Origin of the sequence: Maribellus mangrovi, from assembly GCF_037646455.1 — a bacterium.
GTDB lineage: Bacteria > Bacteroidota > Bacteroidia > Bacteroidales > Prolixibacteraceae > Draconibacterium > Draconibacterium mangrovi_A.
In genome coordinates this window covers 63,654-84,656 of record NZ_JBBIXN010000009.1, presented here as the reverse complement: position 1 = coordinate 84,656, position 21,003 = coordinate 63,654, and the positions used below count along the sequence as shown (strand labels likewise).

General features: G+C 42.1%; 12 protein-coding genes. 9 read left to right on the top strand and 3 right to left on the bottom strand.

Annotated features, from left to right (window positions below; translation table 11 throughout):
* Positions 1–327 precede the first annotated feature (327 nt).
* The 9 genes from WFY05_RS21715 to uvrA all read left to right on the top strand — a co-directional run bounded on the left by WFY05_RS21715 (position 328) and on the right by uvrA (position 14,858).
* Positions 328–1,554, top strand: coding sequence for an ROK family transcriptional regulator (locus tag WFY05_RS21715; protein WP_340115045.1), 1,227 nt, complete (start codon positions 328–330; stop codon positions 1,552–1,554).
* Positions 1,555–1,583: 29 nt separating this feature from the next.
* A complete protein-coding gene (locus WFY05_RS21710) occupies positions 1,584–4,886 on the top strand; it encodes a SusC/RagA family TonB-linked outer membrane protein (RefSeq protein WP_340115044.1) in 3,303 nt (1,100 codons plus the stop codon).
* Between the two features lie 14 nt (positions 4,887–4,900).
* Positions 4,901–6,895 (top strand): SusD/RagB family nutrient-binding outer membrane lipoprotein, encoded by a 1,995-nt coding sequence (locus WFY05_RS21705; protein ID WP_340115043.1) that lies wholly within the window; start codon positions 4,901–4,903, stop codon positions 6,893–6,895.
* Positions 6,896–6,923: 28 nt separating this feature from the next.
* Complete coding sequence (locus tag WFY05_RS21700) at positions 6,924–7,259, top strand: SdrD B-like domain-containing protein (protein ID WP_340115042.1); 336 nt, start codon at positions 6,924–6,926, stop codon at positions 7,257–7,259.
* A gap of 159 nt (positions 7,260–7,418) precedes the next feature.
* Positions 7,419–8,546, top strand: a complete 1,128-nt coding sequence (locus WFY05_RS21695) for an alpha/beta fold hydrolase (RefSeq protein WP_340115041.1) — start codon at positions 7,419–7,421, stop codon at positions 8,544–8,546.
* A 170-nt stretch (positions 8,547–8,716) separates the two neighbouring features.
* Positions 8,717–9,484 (top strand): hypothetical protein, encoded by a 768-nt coding sequence (locus tag WFY05_RS21690; RefSeq protein ID WP_340115040.1) that lies wholly within the window; start codon positions 8,717–8,719, stop codon positions 9,482–9,484.
* A 9-nt stretch (positions 9,485–9,493) separates the two neighbouring features.
* The gene (locus WFY05_RS21685) at positions 9,494–10,777 is read left to right on the top strand and encodes an LVIVD repeat-containing protein (RefSeq protein ID WP_340115039.1); all 1,284 of its coding nucleotides are present in this window, start codon (positions 9,494–9,496) and stop codon (positions 10,775–10,777) included.
* A 213-nt stretch (positions 10,778–10,990) separates the two neighbouring features.
* Positions 10,991–11,905: a lytic transglycosylase domain-containing protein gene (locus tag WFY05_RS21680; RefSeq protein WP_340115038.1), complete on the top strand. Its 915-nt coding sequence runs from the start codon at positions 10,991–10,993 to the stop codon at positions 11,903–11,905.
* An 85-nt stretch (positions 11,906–11,990) separates the two neighbouring features.
* Positions 11,991–14,858, top strand: a complete 2,868-nt coding sequence (uvrA, locus tag WFY05_RS21675; RefSeq protein ID WP_437127415.1) for an excinuclease ABC subunit UvrA — start codon at positions 11,991–11,993, stop codon at positions 14,856–14,858.
* Between the two features lie 12 nt (positions 14,859–14,870).
* Here the strand turns inward: uvrA and cfa are convergent, their stop codons facing one another.
* The 3 genes from cfa to WFY05_RS21660 form a co-directional block, all read right to left on the bottom strand.
* On the bottom strand, positions 14,871–15,983 hold the full coding sequence (cfa, locus tag WFY05_RS21670) for a cyclopropane fatty acyl phospholipid synthase (RefSeq protein WP_340115036.1): 1,113 nt from the start codon (positions 15,981–15,983) through the stop codon (positions 14,871–14,873).
* Between the two features lie 140 nt (positions 15,984–16,123).
* On the bottom strand, positions 16,124–17,449 hold the full coding sequence (locus WFY05_RS21665; protein WP_340115035.1) for a sulfatase family protein: 1,326 nt from the start codon (positions 17,447–17,449) through the stop codon (positions 16,124–16,126).
* Positions 17,450–17,597: 148 nt separating this feature from the next.
* Complete coding sequence (locus WFY05_RS21660) at positions 17,598–20,903, bottom strand: alpha-L-arabinofuranosidase family protein (protein ID WP_340115034.1); 3,306 nt, start codon at positions 20,901–20,903, stop codon at positions 17,598–17,600.
* Between the last annotated feature and the right edge of the window lie 100 nt (positions 20,904–21,003).

The following is a 21,003-nucleotide window of genomic DNA, read 5'->3' as shown; positions in this document are numbered from 1 at the left end:
AAAGCCAAAACTCAACCTGGAAGAAATTGTCGAAGAAAGACGTGTTTGCTCTTTCTCTTAGATCGAACTCACGTTAAGTTAGTAGAAAGTATGCCCACAAGTTTATAAAAAAACTAATCGTAAAAAAATGTCTAAAACTTGTTGAATATATTGTCATTTCAACAATTATTTTGGATTTACTGGTGTTCCAAACGTTTTTAATAAGCAAAAGTTGCTAATTAATTTTTCCTGAATAAAATTCTTTTTAAAAAATTTTAAGAAATACTTGACATTCTCTTAAAAGTTTACGTAAATTGCATCACGAAAACTAACGTAACTGTACTTGCTATGATTCTCATTCAGGATATTGAGCATGTAGAATTAACCGGTAACATCTTAAAAAATTACCGTAGAAAAAAACGAATTCTCAATTTGCTCTATCATAATGATACACTTTCGGCAACCGAGATCGGTAAAAAGATCGGGGTTAGTGTTCCAACTTCAATTTCCTTATTAAAAGAACTCAGTGATGAAGCGCTTGTTGAAACGCGTGGTATAGGTCCTTCAAAAGGAGGAAGGCGACCAACTGTTTTTGGCTTGAAGGGAGATTCCATTTTTGTGGTGTCGTGCGAGTTGGGCCGATATACCGGGAAAGTAGGCGTATATGATGGTTACAACCAATTGGCAGCTCCTGTGGTAAAGTTCCGAACCGATATTGATGACGAGGAACTTATTGAGAAGATTTATAATGAAGTAGCTGCAATTGTGCGTGAAAAACGCATTAATCCCAAGAGTATATATGGTGTAGGAATTGCCATGCCGGGATTGGTCGACGAGACCGAAGGTATCAATCACACGATAAAGGCCGAAAAGCTACAGAATGTTGCCCGGCGGATGCGTACAAAATTTAAGAAGTTGGTGTACGTCAACAACGACGCCAGGATGCAGGCTTACGGCGAGTTTATTTTTGGTGCGGCCAAAGGCCACCAGAATGCCATTGTGGTAAACTGGAACTGGGGACTCGGTCTCGGGATGATCCTCGACGGAAAGTTGTACAGTGGAGCCACCGGTTTTGCAGGTGAGTTTTCGCATGTAAAGTTCGAAGATGACGGTGATTTATGTATTTGCGGAAAAAGAGGCTGCCTGGAAACGGTTTCATCCGTATATGTTTTGATCCGTCGTGCACAGGAAGCCATAAAAAAAGGAACGGTATCGCAGTTAACCGTCAATTTTAAAGGACGTGAAGACGAAATTACCGTCGAAGATATTATTCAGGCTGCGCGCATGGGCGATGAGTTTTCGATTAATCTGTTCGGATCAGTCGGATCAGCAGTGGGAAAAGCGTTGGCCAATGCCATTCAACTATTAAATCCTGACATTATTATTTTGGGAGGAATAGTGTCGGGAGCTAAACAATATGTTCTAAACCCAATTCAACAATCCATTGATACCCATTGTCTGGAAAAGATTTCAGGCGATGTTCAACTGGTTATATCCGAGAATTGGGAACAATCGGGTCTTATGGGTACAACAGCCATGTTGTTTCAGAAACTCTTTAGTAATATGTATAATTAATCTAGTTCAAATCGTTTAAATTAAAATCTATGCGAAAGATTTTTTTGATTTTGGGAATGTGCTTTGTACTACTAGGTAGTGCATACGCACAGAAAACAGTATCGGGGACGGTGACAGGTGATGATGGCCTGGGAATTCCCGGTGTATCAATCTTGGAACAAGGTACCGCCAATGGTACCGTGACCGACATTGATGGAAAATATACCATTTCGGTACAAGACGATGCTGTTCTTATCTTTTCGTTTGTTGGTATGGAAAAAGTAGAAGAGGTTGTAGGAGACCGCTCGACTGTTGACGTACAAATGACAACAAGCACAGTAGGACTTAACGAAGTTGTTGTAACGGCGTTAGGTATTCAAAAGGAAGCAAAAGCATTGGGTTACTCTGTTTCGAAAGTAGACAATGAGAGGATCCTTGCCAGTGGTACTCCTGTAAACGCTCTGCAGTCGCTATATGGTAGTGCAGCAGGGGTTTCGGTAGCATCAACAGCTACAGGTCCTTCCGGAGGTATGAAAATTAACATCCGTAACGCGGTATCTTTTGATGCCAACTCAACCACTCGTCCATTAATCGTGGTTGATGGTGTTCCTATTCATGATGAAAACACGGGAATGAATTACAATACCCGTACAGGTAGGGATAATGGTACCGGTATTAACGACATTAACCCGGACGACATCGCCTCTTTTGAAATTCTTAAAGGTGCAAAAGCTTCTGTACTTTATGGGAGTGAAGGTGCAAACGGTGTTATCCTTATTACCACAAAAAGTGGTTCAAGAAGCGGTGGTTTAGGAATCTCGGCTTCATTTACCACATCGTGGGATAACATTGCTTTTATGCCGGAGCTTCAAGACCAGTATGGTACAGGTAGAAGTCCAAGTACTTCTCAAACTGATGCTCAGGGATTCTACCTTGATGAAAATGGTCAGCGTACACTTGATTACAGCGGTAGTGCATTTGGTCCTAAATTCGACCCCAGTGTTCAATTGAACTGGTGGGATGGATCAACCCGTCCTTGGGTGGCACAGAGTGAATCAATTTACGATCAGTTATTCGAGCAGGGACGTCAGAATACAACCAACATTGCACTAAGCTCCGGTAACGACAAAGGATCGATTCGATTCTCATATACCAACATGCAGTTGGATCCGGTTTACCCAGGTTCTGAATACGATAAAAATACATTCAGTATCAGTACCATGTATAAACTGAATGATTACATTACCGTGAAATATACCGGTAACTACTATGTAACTAAAAACCTGAACTCGGCTTACGCAGGTTCGTTTGATGCACAGGGTGCACGTGCAAGCCTTGGAGCCTATTCAGCTGATATCGATGTTGATTTATTAAATCAATACATGGTAACGGAAGACGGCTATAACTATTTTGCCAATCCGAATCTTACCAACTTTGTATCGACAGGTCGTCAATCAATTGTTGGTACACTTTGGGACTGGACGCAAAACGAATCGAATTTCGATCGTATTCACAACATTCAGTCGCTTACAGTCGATCTGAAACTGAACAACATTTTCAGTGCAACTATTATGGGTGGACTGGATAACACGAACGAAAGAAATGTATATAAAGGAAAACTGCAGGATCCGAGTTTGATCGGACCTAACAGTGGTGCCGTTTTTACCGACCAGGCAAGGATTATTCGTAAAACGTACGGTCAGGGAATGATCAATTTCGATACCGACATCAACGATATTAATCTTTCTGGTTTTGTTGGAGGTGTGATTCGTCAGAATTACCTCGAAATGAAAGGAGCCACACAAATTGGTGGTATGGTTATTCCTAACTTCTTCTCCTTCTCGAACCTGCCTTCTGGCGTTCAGCCGGTTTATATGTACGACAATGGTGAAGATATTCTTTACAGTGTACTCGGATCTGTTCAATTGGCCTGGAGAGACCAGGTATACATTGAAGCGCAGGCCCGTAACGACTGGTCTTCGATCCTTCCACCTGAAAACAACAGCTACTTCTATCCCGGTGTTAGTGCATCGTGGATTGCATCAAGCACGCTTGACCTGCCGGAAGTTGTTGAATTCCTGAAACTGCGAGCTTCGTGGGCCGATGTAGGTCGTCCCGGACCACGCTACTTTAGTAACGTAAACCTTGGAGTATCTGCTTCGGGTGGTGGTTACATTGTGTCTCCTCCAAGCGATCTTCCTCCAATGGATGATGATTTTATCCCGAACCTGAAACCTGAAAGAAAGCGGGAATATGAATTTGGTTTGGAAGGCTACCTGTTCACAAATCAACGACTTGGAGTTGATTTCTCGATCTACCATTCAAATACCTACGACCAGATTATGTCAGTTACAGCGCCTCCGGGACTTGGTGTAAACAACATCAGAATGAATGCCGGTGACGTAGCCAATACAGGTTGGGAACTTGCCCTGAAAACAAAACCTGTTCATGGCAGAGATTTTAAATGGAACCTGGATATGACTTTCGCCGGAAGTAAAACCAAGGTGAAAGAACTTGACGGTAACCTGTCAGCATTGACACTATGGAGCACCAACGGTTTGAATGCCGTTGCCGAAGTTGGTGGCGAATATGGTTTGATTTATCAGCAACAAGGCTGGCAACATTACATCAATCCATCGGATGAAAACGATCCAAACAATGGAAAACGCATTGTTCAGGATAACGGTACGCGCTACAAATATTCATCAACCAGTAGCAAAATGGTTGGAAAATTGTTACCTGATGTAACAGGTGGTTTATTCACTTCATTCCAGTATAAAAACTTCAACCTGAAGGTAAATATGGACTACTCGTTTGGTGCATTCTTTATCTCTGAAGGAGAAACTTATATGATGGCTGCCGGTGTTCTTAAGGAGTCATTGGATTTCAGGGATGCAGAATCAGGAGGTATCGCTTATTATTTAAATGAGTCCGGTCAAAAGGTAGCAGGTAATCATCCTTCGGGAGGCGATACTTATCACGATGGTGTATTGCTCGACGGTGTATTTGCCAATGGAAATCCAAATGATCAGGTAGTGTCGGCCGAAGATTACTATTATCAATCTTACTTCTCGAATGGTTTTTATCCGGAAGACAGATTGTTTAAAAGCGATTATATTGCACTTCGTAACGTAGCTCTTGATTATACCGTACCATATACCATATCGAAGAAAGTTGGATTGAACAATTTGACCCTTTCGGTTTTTGCTAATAACATAGCGTATTTGTACAAAGATGCACCGAATACTTATCCGGAATCATCAAATGGTACCAGTTGGAATAACAGTAACTACGGAACTACTGCATTACCATCGCAGCGTTCAATGGGGTTAGCAATTAAAGTTAAACTATAAAAAAGGAATACACGATGAAAAATATAATTTCTAAATCAATTCTCGCACTTCTGGTTTTACTGGGGTCGTTTGGCTGTCAGGACAAGTTGGAAGAGTTGTACCAGGATCCGGATGGGTTCTCGAAGGCACAGGCCGACAAAGCCGGTGTTAGTGTTATTGCGGGTTATTTTACTTCGCAATGTACACGAGGATTTTTGTTAAGAGGCGAATATGGTGCTTCGTATCACCAAATGCGAAGCGGATCCAGAATCATGGGAACCGGTGTTCAAATCTACTATACAACAAATGCGTATGGATTTTCATACAGCTTAGTAGATGTTGAAAGCGACTGGGGATCGAATGGATTTAACCGTACCGTTTTCAATAAGATCAACAGCGACTGGATTAAACAGGTACTTTGGGCACAGAAAGAGTTCAATAAAACTCCGGAGGAAGAACGTACTACAATGGATGTTTTATTCATGCGTTTACTTCACGTGCTAAAAGCAGTTGGATACCAACGTGCTATCGACCTTTACGATGAAGTTCCTTATTTCGAAACCGGTTCAGCCGGAGCACTGGAAGGCGATAAAGCCAACTACATTGGTCAGGAAGAGATTTATCCGAAGATCATTGAAGAAATGAAGGAAATTGATGATTACCTCGCCGGTCTCGAGCTTACTGATTCTGAACAGGCCATTTTCACACAACAGGATGTGATTTTCCAGGGTGATATCATGCAGTGGAGAAAATATGTTAACTCGTTGCGTGTTCGTTGGGCACTTACGGTTAGTGAAATGGAACCTGGCATGACTCAAACTGTACTCTCTGAAACAAGCGGAAAACCGTTGTTCGACATGTACGACGATGTTGCAGGTTTGGCCGATATTGCAATCGTAGAGCCATATCGTTTGCAAGTTGAATTGGGTATCACCCGTGCATTCCGCGAACGTGCTGACGAATGTCGTGCTCCTAAACTTTTCTTGCATGATGTGATGCATTGTGTTCCTGAAGAAAAGAGCGTTGAAGTAAATGGTGAAATGCTGTATTATTTCGATGGTGATAATTCAGAAGAAGGTTTAATGAACGGTACCGTTGATCCAAGAGTGGCTTACCTGTTCTCGAAAGATGTAATGGGAAGATATGTTGGTGCAGAAACCGGATGGGACGATAACACCGATCCTAACAGTTACTTTAACAAGGCGATGAGAGGATATTATATCAACGATCCGATCATGACCGACATTAACGTAACTTCAATTACATTTGGTGCGCAGGGTAACGAACAAACCATTAACCTGAATGATGAAGCATCAGCAGACCTTTCAAAAAGGGAGGAATTCCTGCTTAATGCATTCCGTACACGTTGTGGACAATACTTAGACAATAACTGGGTTATTGGAACTGATCGTAACATGATTTCTGAATATAACGTACGTCCGCAGTACAACTTCGATATACGGTATCCCACTTTGCATTCTGTTGAAACTGAATTGAATTTGGCAGAGGCAGCTGTAAGAGGATTTGGTACCGTTAATGGAACAGCACGCGAACACTACAAGCGTGCAATCGAAATGTCGTGCGAATACTGGTACCATATCAATGTGGATAACAAGTATTCAAAGCAAACTACACCTTCTTTCCCAAGTAATATGGATGATTCAAGGATTGACAGAGACAGACCGACCATGATGTACGATGCAAGTACTTATGCTGAATTTGAAGCTCAACGTTTTGACGGATTGTCTGATCAGGAAAAAGTGGAAGCTATTTTCTACCAGTTGCAGTTGCACTACAATTTCTTCAACTTTGAAACGCCGTACACTGCTGCCCGTCGTTTGATCAAATATCTTGGCGACAATCCCGGATCACCGTTTGAATTATTCAAGTGGAAAGAAAGAATGACTTACAACCCAAGTATCCAGGCATCCGATCCTGAAAACTGGGCAAAAATCAGTCAGCACAACGATCCGGACCTTCCAATTTGGTTCACAGGACGTACAGAAAAATGGAAAAACGTTTTAGAGTAAAATCTTAACCTTTAATAATTTGAAAAACATGAAAAAGATATTATTCATAACCTTGGTTGTTTTTGCTGCATTTGCCTGCAGTAAAGATGAAGGGACTATCATTGGAATGGCGAGTGCCGACGGTGGTAATGTTTTATCGGGAATTACGGTAAAACTATATGATGAGGATGCCAGTATGCTTACGCAAACAACTACCGATAACGCCGGTAATTTCACTTTCTCCGGCTTAGAATCGGGTAATTATTACGTTGGAGCAACTATTACGGTTAACGGAGAAGTTTGGGATACAGGCAATACTCCGCAAATGGTTTTCGTTAGTGATGACATTGAAAAAGAGGTAACACTTACACTCAATAAGAAGTAGTTATTAGTTTGGTTAGATTAAACCGCTGTTCGCTCGTCAACTGACGGGCGGGTGGCGGTTTTTTTATGGTATAACATTGTTCTTCAGCACAAAGTTGTAAAATTCAGTGCCTTGTACTTGGTAGATGTGAATTTGTAACGTATCTTTTTTTCAAAAACCATGTCAACCATTCTCAAGTACTTTGGACTGATTCTGAAATGGATTTTCATTATTGTGCTGCTGTTATTTGCTATCGCAACATTGTTGGGAAAATCCTATCTGCAAACGCTTTTACTTTTACTTATTGTGTTTGCATTTTTCTGGTGGCCGGCCGCAATTGCAAAAAAATGGAACAAAACAAAAGCTCTGGTTATTCGAATTGCATTTATAATCATTTTGTTGCTGATCAATTTTATTGCCTTTAAACCTGATCCCAAAACCAGTATTTATACCTCGGAAAGCGGAAAAGGTGAACTTTACCGGATTTATGATGAATTGCAAACAAAATGGCCCGACGATACCGAGGATATTTACATCAACATCGAATACGGAAAGGTTCATGTTCTGGCCTGCGGTGAGAAAACAAATCCGCCAATAGTGCTTCTTCATGCTGCGTCGATGGGTGCTCACTCATGGGCCGAAAACCTTCCGCCACTTTTACCTCATTTTCGGATTTATTCCATCGATAATGTCGGCGAAGGAAATAAAAGTGAATTGGCGGATGCCACACGTTATCCCGAAAACGAAAAAGAGATCGCCGATCTTTATGTCCACATTTTAGATGAACTCGGTGTAGAAAGTGCTGCCGTACTCGGAGCTTCAAACGGCGGATTTATTGCGCAGTGTCTGACATATTTCTATCCTCAAAAAGTAGAAAAACTGGCTTTATTTGGTCCGATGGGAATTACTCAATTAAGCGGAGCCAGTTATTTTATGTTGTCGCTAGCCACCATGTATCCTTTCGGATTTATTCGGGACTGGGTTGAAAACTGGGCCTTTGGAGCTGATCAAAACGTTCATCAAAAGTATGGCGAATGGTTCAGTTGCATTCTCACATCAACCATTCCATCGGTTGCCCAGCCAGTGCCAATGACCAATGTGCAAAAACAAAACATGGATTTGCCGGTATTACTTTTTCTGGGTACGAACGATCCCATTGTGGGCAATGCCGACCGGGCTAAAGAACTGGCCGGCGACTATCCAAATATTCAAATTGAAATTCTGGAATCGGGACATCTGATTGCAGTGGAACATGCCAACACCATCAATAATGTACTTGCCGATTTTCTGCTTGGTTTCGAAAATTAGTATTTCATCGAATTTTTAACAGGCTTAAAATCAGACTCATAATTAGCTTCTGAAATTTTATTGTTAAAAAAACAGTCAGGCACGCAACCTACCCATAAAACTTTCCATCTAAAGGACAGTGGAAGAATTAAGCTTCCATGCATTACTACTACAAACTAAAATTCAAACAAATGAAACGATTGTGTCTGTTGTTACTTGGGCTGGTTTTTCTGTTGCCGGCCATTGCTCAATCCGAAAAAGGGTACATTCATTTAAAGAACGGTTCGGTGATTAAAGGAAAATACCTGTATTCTGCCGATGGTGAAAAGCTCAGTGTTGAGTCCGGCGGAAGTCTTTGGATCTTCGATGCCGGCGAAGTGGACAGTATTACCCGGCATCGGAGTGGAAAAGAAACTCAGCTTTCAGAGAATGAAACCTCAAAACTGTTTTACCGTTCCGAGCTGGGTGTTTTGGCCGGAAATTCCGACAACAGCCAATCGGCTCCTTTCAGCATTACCGGTTCGGTTAATTACCAGATAAATGCGCAGTTTTCTGCCGGGCTTGGTCTGGGTGTCGAATTCTTAAAAGAATCGTATATGCCTGTGTTTGCCAACCTGGAATACAAGTTCCGAAAAGCACCGTCGGTACCCTATGTTTTTCTGAAAGCCGGTTACCAGGTGCCGCTCGAAGAATCGAATGCCGTGTATTACGACGTAGTTCCTTTGTGGATGAGTTACTGGCCGTGGCCTGATGTAAGCGGTGATGAACCGCTGGATGTAAAAGGTGGATTTCTGATCAATCCGGGAGTCGGCTATCAGCAGATGTTCTCTTCAAATTTTGGAATGACTTTCGCCGTTGGGTACCAATATCACCGGCTGAATTATGCCGGTCAGGACGACTATGAACTTGACATTGATTACAACAGGGTAACCGTAAAAGTGGGTATCATCTTTAAATAATCTAGAACTATGAAAACAATACAAAAAATACTTATCCTTCTCGTTATTGCACTTGCAGGCTTTTCATGCATGGACGAATATACCGAGGAATTTACAGCCAATAAACCCGTTTATCTTTCTTATGAAGATTTACGAACTTCCGTAAAATACTCCGATGCCCGCGAACTTGTTAATCCGGGGAAGATCTATTTTAAGGATGATTTTATTTTCATTAACGAGGAATTCGAAGGCGTGCACATCATCAACAACGCAAATCCGGAAGATCCGCAAAACGTCGGGTTTATTGATATTCCGGGAAACGTGGATATTGCAATAAAAAACAACACACTTTATGCCGATAGTTATGTCGATTTGGTGGCTATTGATATCAGCGATATCAATAATCCGGTGGAGTTGAATCGTGCCGAAGATGTATTTGCTTATACCTTGCCTCCTTATGACGAAAATCACCGGGTGGCCGATATCGATGAGGAAAAGGGTGTAGTTACCGGCTGGGAGATCACTCGGGTACGGCAGGAAATGGAGTACCATTATTATCCAGTTTACCGATGGGGATATTACGAAGATTTGGCCATGTCGGATGCAGCGATGAGCAATGGCGGATCGGCCCAGGGATCGACCTATGGGACTGGCGGTTCAATGGCACGCTTTGGTTTGTACGACGATTACTTGTATGCAGTAGATCAGGTCAATCTAAACATATTCGAGATAAAAACAGATACACAACTCGATAATATCGGGAAACAAAATGTGGGATGGAACGTGGAGACCATGTTCATCTACGACGATCATATGTTTTTAGGAACGCAAAGCGGTATGCGGGTGTTTAGCCTCGAGGTGGCTACTGTCCCTTCGTATGTCAGCGATTTCTGGCACGTTACCAGTTGCGATCCTGTTGTAGTAGCCGATGGTTATGCCTATGTAACCCTGCGCGGCGGAACCTCGTGCGGCAGCACGGTTAATCGCCTCGATGTACTCCAACTCTCTGACAATTATGTGGACAATACACTGGTTGCTTCATATCCGCTAAATGGTCCTTACGGCCTTGGGATCGATGATGATATTCTGTTTATCTGCGATGGCGATGCCGGGCTCAAAGTTTACGACGTGACCGACAAAACACAGATCGATAATCATATGATAGCAGTTTTTCCGGGAATCAATACCTACGATGTGATTCCTGTAAATGGTTTCCTGTTTATGATTGGCGACGACGGTTTTTACCTCTACGATTATTCCGATCTGCAAAACATCCGTAAGATTGGAGAAATACCGGTGTTCAGAGAAGATTAAACAATGTTCAATAGTAGTCATACTCTTACTTTTGGTAAGAGTGTGACTTTCTTATTTCTACTTACAAATTCCTGCAGATTTAATCAATATTAAAATAAATGCAGGCTCGGCAAACAGTCGGGCCTTTTTCATTGTTAACCTACTGTAAAAATGTATTTTTGCTGATTATTTCAGAATAAGCATTTTTTAAAATTGAAATTAAATCGTACGAAGATGAAAGGCAGAAAGGGTTGGAGAGTATTAATGACGATACTTGCAGTATTTAATGTGGGTGCACTAATTCTGATTTTGGGCGCAGCGAGTCCTGATGGACCAAAGAAAGATAAGGTGGAAGTGCCGCGTTACAAAAGTGTGGAACTGCCCGCGAAAGTCAGTTTCGCAGGCGAGTCGATGCCGCTCGACCGCTTTTATGTGAAGGAAGCTCTCGATCGTGAACTGCTTTCCAATGCTTATTTTCATTCGCAAACCATTCGTTACATCAAAATGGCACCCCGGTATTTTGCCATCATCGAACCTATTTTGAAAGAGCACGGGATTCCTGATGATTTTAAGTACCTGGCTGTTGCCGAAAGTGGATTAAATCCGCGCGCCATTTCACCGGCCAGAGCTGTTGGTTTCTGGCAACTAATGGAAGGTACGGCCAAAGATTACGGTCTGGAGATCAACAGCGAAGTGGACGAGCGCTACCACATTGAAAAGGCTACGCATGTGGCTTGCGAATACATTAAAGATGCTCATGTAAAGTTTGGAAACTGGACCATGGTGGCAGCAGCTTATAATCGTGGAATGAATGGCGTTCAACGTCAAATGAACCGGCAGGAAGAGGAAGATTATTACGACCTGCTCATTACCACCGAAACCGCCCGCTACGTCTACCGTATCGTGGCATTGAAACTGATCCTGGAAAATCCCGAGAAATACAACTTTTACATTTCTGAGGATGAAAAGTATCCGACCATTCCAACCAGGGAAGTTGAGATTACCGGATCAGTGGATAATTTTGCTGATTACGCCGATGAACTGGGATTGAGCTATAAGCTTTTTAAAGATTTTAATCCGTGGTTGCGCGAAAATAAATTGACCTATTCGGGCCGAAAAAGATACTGGGTGCAAGTCCCGGAATTATAGATTGTTATATGAACCGTCATGCTGAACATGTTTCAGCATCTAATGTAGATTCCGAAACAAGTTCGGAATGACGCAGCTGATATTAATGGCAAAAAAAGCAAATACAAATATCGACGAACAACTGGAACTGGAGTCGGAAGAAAAGATTGTGGTTCACGGTGCGCGTGTTCATAATCTGAAGAACATCGATGTTGAGATTCCGCGAAACAAACTCACTGTTATTACAGGTTTGAGTGGCAGCGGAAAATCTTCATTGGCTTTTGATACTATTTATGCTGAAGGGCAACGGCGCTACATCGAAACTTTTTCGGCGTATGCGCGCTCATTCCTTGGCAACATGGAACGCCCCGACGTAGATAAAATCACCGGGTTGAGTCCTGTTATCTCCATTGAGCAAAAAGTAACGACACGAAATCCTCGATCCACTGTTGGTACCGTGACTGAAATATACGACTTCCTGCGTTTGTTGTATGCACGCGCCGGCGAAGCGTATTCGTACAACACCGGCGAAAAAATGGTGAAATACACCGAAGAAAAGATCATTCAGCTCATCAAATCCGATTTTGCAGGGAAGCGAATCAATATTCTGGCGCCCGTTGTTAAAGGGCGAAAAGGACATTACCGCGAGTTGTTTGAATCGATTTTAAGGAAGGGCTTTCTCACTGCCCGGGTTGATGGTGAGCTCACCGAGTTGCGGCATAATTTTAAAGTCGATCGTTACAAGAATCACTTTATTGAAATACTGATCGATAAACTTGTGGTGGATGAGGCTGATGACAAACGCCTGAAAGAAAGCATTCAAACAGCCATGAAGCACGGCCACGGAATTCTGATGATCCTCGATCACGATACACAGCAAGCCAAATATTACAGCCGGCTGTTGATGTGCCCGACTACCGGAATTTCGTATAACGAACCGGCACCGCATAATTTTTCATTCAATTCGCCACAGGGAGCCTGCCCAAAATGCAATGGGCTGGGCCGTATCACCGAGATCGATATGGATAAGGTGATCCCTGACAGAAACCTGAGTATTGGCAAAGGTGCAATCGCACCATTGGGGCCGTATAAGAATTCGCTTATTTTCTGGCAGATTGAGGCACTGGGCGAGAAATACGATTTCGACCTGAAAACGCCTGTTAAGGACATTTCTGACGAAGGAATCGATGCGGTACTTTTTGGAAGTAACGAACGCATTCAGCTTAAAAATACACCGCTGGGTAACAGCATGAATTACATGATGAGCTACGACGGTGTGATCAAATACATCGATAACCAGCGCGAAGAAAGTACTTCGAAAAAGGCACAAAAATGGGCGAATCAGTTTGTCAAGAAAATTGAATGCCCCGAGTGCCATGGTCAGCGACTGAAAAAGGAATCCTTGCATTTTAAGGTCGACGGGAAAAACATTTCCGAACTCTCAAAAATGGACCTGGATGAACTGGGTGAATGGCTTGAAGGTCTCGAAGAAAGAATCAGTGAACGACAGCGAAAAATTGGTACGGAGGTGATCAAAGAGATACGCGACCGGCTCGGATTTATGCTGGGCGTTGGACTGAATTACCTGGCTCTCGACCGTACGGCACAAAGTCTTTCAGGAGGAGAATCGCAGCGTATCCGGCTGGCCACGCAAATTGGTTCGCAACTGGTAAATGTACTTTACATTCTCGACGAGCCTAGCATCGGCCTTCATCACCGAGATAATCTAAAGCTGATTCAGGCCCTTGAGCAGCTTCGCGATTCAGGAAATTCAGTGATTGTTGTGGAGCATGATAAAGATACCATGCTGCATGCCGATCACCTGATCGACATGGGACCGCACGCCGGACGCCACGGGGGAGAAGTGGTATACGAAGGAGCACCAAAGGAAGTGCTTAAAGCCAAAACCCTGACATCGGACTACCTGAACGAAAATCGGGCAATTGAGGTGCCTAAAGTGCGCAGGAACGGAAATTCCGATTTGTTAAAAATAAAGGGTTGTGCCGGTAATAATTTGCAGGATGTGGATGTTGAAATCCCGCTTGGAAAATTCATTTGTGTTACCGGCGTTTCAGGCAGTGGAAAATCGACATTGATCAATGAAACTTTGCAGCCGATTCTAAGTCAGCATTTCTATAAAAGTGTGAAAGATCCGCTGCCGTATAAAAAGGTGGAAGGACTGAAACACATCGATAAAGTGATCCGAGTGGATCAGTCGCCGATTGGTCGCACACCGCGCTCGAACCCGGTGACATATACCAATGTGTTTGGCGATATCCGCAACCTGTTTGCGCAGTTGCCCGAAGCAAAAGTAAGGGGCTACAAACCGGGGCGCTTTTCGTTCAATGTTAAAGGAGGTCGCTGCGAAGAATGCCAGGGTGGGGGACTTAAGCTCATCGAAATGAACTTTCTGCCCGATGTGTATGTGCATTGCGATAAATGCGATGGCAAACGATATAATCGCGAAACGCTGGAAGTGCGTTATAAAGGAAAATCCATCAGCGATGTGCTGGACATGACCATTAACCAGGGTGTTGAGTTTTTTGAAAATATCCCGTCGATTGCGGTCAAACTGCAAACGCTTAAAGAAGTGGGACTGGGTTACATTACGCTTGGGCAGTCATCCACAACTTTGTCGGGCGGCGAATCGCAGCGTGTGAAACTGGCTTCGGAACTGGCCAAACGCGACACCGGGAAAACCTTGTATATTCTGGATGAACCAACCACCGGCCTGCATTTCGAAGACATTCGTGTGCTGCTCGAGGTGCTGAATAAACTGGTGGAGAAGGGAAATACTGTCATCGTGATCGAGCACAACCTCGATGTGATAAAAGTAGCCGACCACATTATCGATTTGGGGCCCGAAGGAGGAAAACACGGCGGTAAAATTCTTTGCACCGGAACACCCGAGGAAGTGGCGCTCAATAAGAAATCTTATACTGCTACGTTCCTGAAGGAGGAGTTGGGGATTTAGTTTTGGATTGTTTTAAGCTAACCGGTACTGCTTGTAGTCTCCTACTTTATTAGGCTTTGTAAAGACATATTGCCACAAATCAATCATGTTCGCATGAAAAGCACCTTTACAACTTAGAAGGTAGTAATCCATCATGCGCTTAAACATTTCCGGATCGTCGAATAGATTCTTAATCGTATGCCAATTTCTGTTCAGATTCTTACTCCAGTGCATTAATGTGGTTTCATAATAACTTCCAAAAGCTTCGAAATCCCTGATTTCAAAAAGACTTTTTACCGATTTCTCAATTTGTTTTTTCGAAGGGAGTACACCGTGTGGAAAGATGTATTTATCCAACCATGGATCTCCCTTATTAACAGAATATTTTCCACCTATGGTATGCGTTAAGAAAATTCCATTATCATGGAGCAGATCATTAACTTGTCTCATAAAACTTCTAAAGTTTTTGGGGCCAACTGCTTCAAGGAAGCCTACATTGTAGATTTTATCGAATTTTCCCTTTACATCCCTGTAATCAGCACGAATGAATTTGACTTTTTTACCGGCGTTATTTTCATTCGCATATTTAATCATCTCCGTAGAATCTGAGACTCCAGTAACTTCCACATTAAACATTTCAGAAAGAATTCTGGCAGTACCACCCCATCCGCAACCGATATCAAGCACCTTTTCTCCCGGATGTAAATCGAGTTTGTGACCAACAATTTTTATTTTATTGAGTTGAGCTTGTTTTAAATCGTTAGTATGCTTGAAGTAAGCACACGAATAAATCATATTCGGATCAAGAAATGATTTAAACAATTGGTTGCCGGCGTTATAATGTGTTTCTGAAAGCAGAGGTGCGTTTTTTCGGTCCTGCAAATTGAAAACCACAGATTTTGCCCACAATATGGCCTTTGTAAAGGCTCCGAATAAATTGTTTTTATGTGTTTCTGCTTTAATCAGCTTTGCAATAAGAACATCGAGATGAGGTGAATCCCATTTCTTTTTCATATAAGATTCACCCAGTCCCAGGGAACCTTTGGTGATCATGTTTTTATAGGTTGAACTATCATGTATAACGATATCACTGCCAATGGCTATATCACTTCTTTCACAAAGCCTTTTGATAATTTGTTTCCACATAATTGCAACTTTTAAAAGCTGGATTCCAGAGTTCTATTAAAGTTACGTTTTTTCTGTGAATTGGCCGGACTATGGTTATGCGGTTATCAGCCTGACCATGAATTGATTGTTTTTTGTAATCAGCCGATTATAGTCATTTCTTACTCATTCCAATAACCAAAATGCTTTTTCATTTCAGTTTCCAACTGAATTTTAATCTGAAGCGCTTCGGCATCGAGTGAATTGATGTTTATTGGATGCTTTTCAAGTTTATCCGTTGTGAGATGATAGAAGTTACTGTCGCGGTATAATTTATAATCCAGCGACCGTACAAATTGATTCCGGTATTGATTCACATTTTTACCCCACTGAGGATCGTAATGCACAAAGGCAGTTTCGCGCGGTTCATATTTGTCACCAACCAGTAAGGGATAAAAACTTTTTCCATCGTTTTCTTTGGCTTCGGTTCCTGCTAGTTCCGTGAGGGTGGGGAAGAAGTCGCTGAACTCGATTAGTTCTTCAAAAACACGGCTCTTTTTTATTTGCTCCGGCCAGTGTACGATTAGAGGTACATGTGTGCCGGCATCGATTGTATTGCCTTTGCCACCTTGAATGGAAAAACCTTCAACCATCCGCGAATGAATGGTTTTGTGGGTGCCGTTATCACCTGTGAAAATTACCACCGTGTTTTCATCCAGGTTCAGCTCTTTCAGCTTACCTGTGATTTTCCCGACAATTTTATCGGTGTAAGCCACCATGTCTTTAAAATAAGCGGTGTCGTTTTTATACCTTTTTTCCCGGTTGGCCCAGTCTTTTGAATCAGGCGTTGGCACAAAAGGATCGTGTACCATTACCATCGGGTAATACACAAAGAAAGGTTGATCTTTTTTCCGTTCGATAAAATTAAGTACAAAGTCGGCAAATATATCCGGGCCATATTGGTCCGCGTTTCTATCCAGTACTTTTCCGTTTTGTTCGATCAAAGGATCGGCATAACGTTCGCCTTCATTTCTACCTTTTGTAAGTTGCCAAAGGCAATATTCTTCAAACCCGAATTTATTGGGCCGGGTGTTGTCGTTCCAGTCTTCCATCTTGTCTTTATAAGCCAGCCCGTTCAGTTGCCATTTCCCGGCGATACAGGTGGCGTAGCCTGCATCTTGCATCACATTCCCGAAGGTATATTCAGAAAGGTTCAGATGCCCGAAATAATCATAGTTTCTATAGTTGTATTTTCCGGTCATGATTTTCACACGTGAAGGTGTACACAACGGCTGCGAAACACAGTTTTGGAACCGGATGCCCTGCGAAGCCAGTTGGTCGATCTGAGGTGTTGAATAGGAGGCTGAACCATAAGCCCCGATACATTCGTAACCCATATCATCGGCCATGATCAATATCACATTGGGCTGTTTTTTGTCCGTGTTCGATGTGCAGGAAAACAGAGTAGGAACAAATGCCAGAAGAAATATTTTAAAAATGATTTTCATGAAATTCATTCTTTATTTTCTGCTTACCCAACTTTAATTTCGTGTTTATCGAATTAAGATGAAAGCTGAGATAATCATGTTCAACAGACATTAAATCCAGAGGACTTCTTCTTAAAGTTAGTAAAGAATCCCCTGACTAAGAAATGCATTACTGAACTAAAATTACTTTGCCCGCAGTTTTTGTATTCTCGCTTAAAACTGAAATAATGTAAGTTCCCGGGGGTAAATTACCTCTGTCAATTGTCAAACGATCTCCACTCACATTTTCAATTGTTTTTTGAACCTGTCCATTTAAATTCATCACGGTAACAGTATGTAATTTGCTGCCATCTCTAAATCTGATATTGATATTATCCGCTGTTGGGTTTGGAGCAACTTCGATCAATTTCTTTTTATCCTTAATGTCTTCGTCTATCAAAATATCTGATGCCGACAATGCTATATCATCAGCACTAAAACGCATCAAACTAAAGGAATAAGCAGGCATTTGATACACAAAATTATCGGAAACTGTTATTGTACTTTTTACCGGTGCAATTACATTTGGATTCTCCATTGAATTTCGGGCTCCCGAAGCACCAGTCAGCACTGTTAAATCAGCAGTGGCGGTAAAAGGGAATGTATTATCAAAATTAATGGTGGCATCAAGCGCTGTATTCGACGAGTTAACTACCTTCAAAATGTACTCATTTGTTTCGTTGTCGCGCACAAGCGAAGCTGTTGCCGGTCCATCCGGAGGCGCGAGTTCAAATATTAATTCGTCATCAATATAAAATTCGCTAAGCGATTCAGTAATCTTTATTTTTATAGTATACCACTGATTATTATTAATACTACCCGGTTTTGTCATTATCTGGCTTTTAGAGCCTCCTCTGGCCACTTCGATGGCATGTTGGGTATTGTTCCACCCACCAATGTTAAACCAGTAGTAGTTGCCGCTACTCTTATAAGCAAAAGGAATTAAAAAACCTTCAGAGCCTCCGGTTTTCATAACTTTAAGCTGTATGGTATACACCGTTGTATCAATTGTTGTAGAAGCGATACTCAGGGCAGGTCGGTTTGAGCTGGATTGTACGTATGTTCCGTTTGATGACGAAAATGTTCCATCTATCACACTCCAGTCATCCGAACCGGAGCTGAAGTCTTCATCCAGCCACACCTTATCTCCGCTGGTGACTGTGATATCATCAAAAACGGCCCGTGTATCCCAGGTTCCCACACCAATTTTTCCATCGTAGCTTGCCACTCCTTCAAACGACGGGCTATAACTTACGTAGCTGTTAAAATATTCGTCGCCTGTATTCTGGCCATACATTTGCTGAACATAGTAGTTCGTGGTTTTCGCAACCGAAGTATTATCGAACAGGATCATATCGGGATGCCAGTGATAAATAATATCCTCCTGGTAATTTAACAGGGGGGCATAGCAGGTAAACTCAATAACATCGGCATTGCGTTCTACCCCTGTCAAATAGGCTGCTTCACTAATGGCATTGTACAATCTGTCGTCTTGCGATGCATATTCGCCAATAAAAACTTTTGGGCCATTTCTGTCAAAATTATCGTAGCGATGGTTGTTTTCTAAAAACCACTGTGGAGAATTGTAATAATGCTCATCAACAGCGAATACTTCCTGTTCTCTGCTAAATTGCCAAAGGCTGTTGTAACCCGATCCTCCGGAACCTGGTCCTGAAGTTCCGATGATCTTTATTTCGGGACAATATTTTGATAAGGTATCCTGAAACATTTTAAATCGCGTACGGAATTCAGGGATATCATCTTCTTCGTTTCCTAAACAAATGTATTCAAGATTAAAAGGTTCCGGGTGTCCCATTTCAGCTCTTACGCTGCCCCATTCTGTCGATACATCGCCGTTTGCAAATTCAACCAGGTCAACAGCATCCTGAATCCACGGGCCCATTTTTTCAATCGGTTCTACTTCCCTGTCTCTAAACTGGCATGAGATACCAACCGGCAATACCGGCAGTGGTTTGGCTCCAATATCTTCGCAGTATAAAAAATACTCGTAAAAACCTAAACCATAAGTTTGATGGTAGTTCCACAGGTTCCAGTTCGGATTTCGTTCTGCCACATCTCCAACCGTCTCTTTCCAGCGGTATGCATTCTCAAGACCACTTCCGTGAGAAACACAACCTCCGGGAAATCGTAAGAAACTTGGATTTAAATCAGCAATTGTCTGTGCCAGGTCTTTTCGTAATCCGTTATCACGGTTTTTAAAAGTTTCCTCCGGAAAAAGTGAAATCATATCGGCATGAACAATACCGGGTTGATCGAACAACAAACTAAGGTAAGCTTGCTTTGATGTAACACCGGGAGTTAGTTCGAGCTCAAACTTTTGCCAATCGGTAGTAATACTTTCTATGGTATCGGCGGCTAACAAAGTGCCGTTCGCATCACGCAGGCTAACTTTAACAATTCCTGCATATCCGGCTTCGCATTTTAGATAAGTTGAAAATTTATAATTTTTACCGTTTTCAACTGCCATGTCAAAATATCCGGTATTCACAACACCGGCATATCCCTGTTCGGCAGGAAAAACCTCATCCTCATCCCGGGGAGTGTCGATTTCAAACAATAACTCATCATCCATATAAAACCGGCACACAGTTTTGGTTACCTCTAATTTAAAAGTATACCAAACATCGTTGCTAATCGATCCGTATTTGCTGGCAACCGAACTTTTTGTGCCGGAAGTACATTTTTCTATGGCATGTTGCGAATTTCCCCAGCCACCAATATTGACCCAATAATAATTGTCATCATCCAGGTAAGCAAAAGGGAATAAAAATCCTTCATCACCACCTGTTTTCATTGCTTTTACCGTGTAGGTATAAACCGATGTATCAATTTCTGTTAAAGCAACACTCCATGCAGGTGTACTTCTACTCGATTGAATGTAAGTTTCATTCGAAACTGTGAAATTACCTCCACGGACATCCCAGTTCGATGCATCGCTAAAACTTTCATCAATCCAGACACGATTGCCACTTACAACCTTTACATCATCAAAAACCACTTGTGTGGCCCACGAACCAACACCGATTTTCCCTTTAAAAGGATAACTTACAGTGTTGTCAGAAGAATTAAGGGTATCGGAAATAACTAGTTTCAGGTAGTTGGTATTATTGGCATTCAGAGGATTATCGTTAATAACGCTGTAAGAAGAAAACCTATTTTCGCTGTGGGCAAGCGACCAGTGAGCCAGTGGCCCTTCCGAAGTATATCCAGGAACAGCAAAATATTCAAAAGATCGGTTTTGCACCATTTCGGCATATAATCCACCATCGGCGCCGTAATTGATATCTTCAAAAAAAGCACCGAATAAGTTTTGACTCATTTCTGTACTTTTATCTAGTTTATTTTTTATTGTAACCTGGCTATGTGCACTAATGCCTGTAAAAAACACAATAAGCAGGATAAGATTCTTTTTCATAATAATTTAGGTTAATTTGCAAACGCAATAAATATATCACAAAAATTATTTTTTAGTAATTTAACTCCAAAATTTCCTGATAATAATTGATATTGATAAT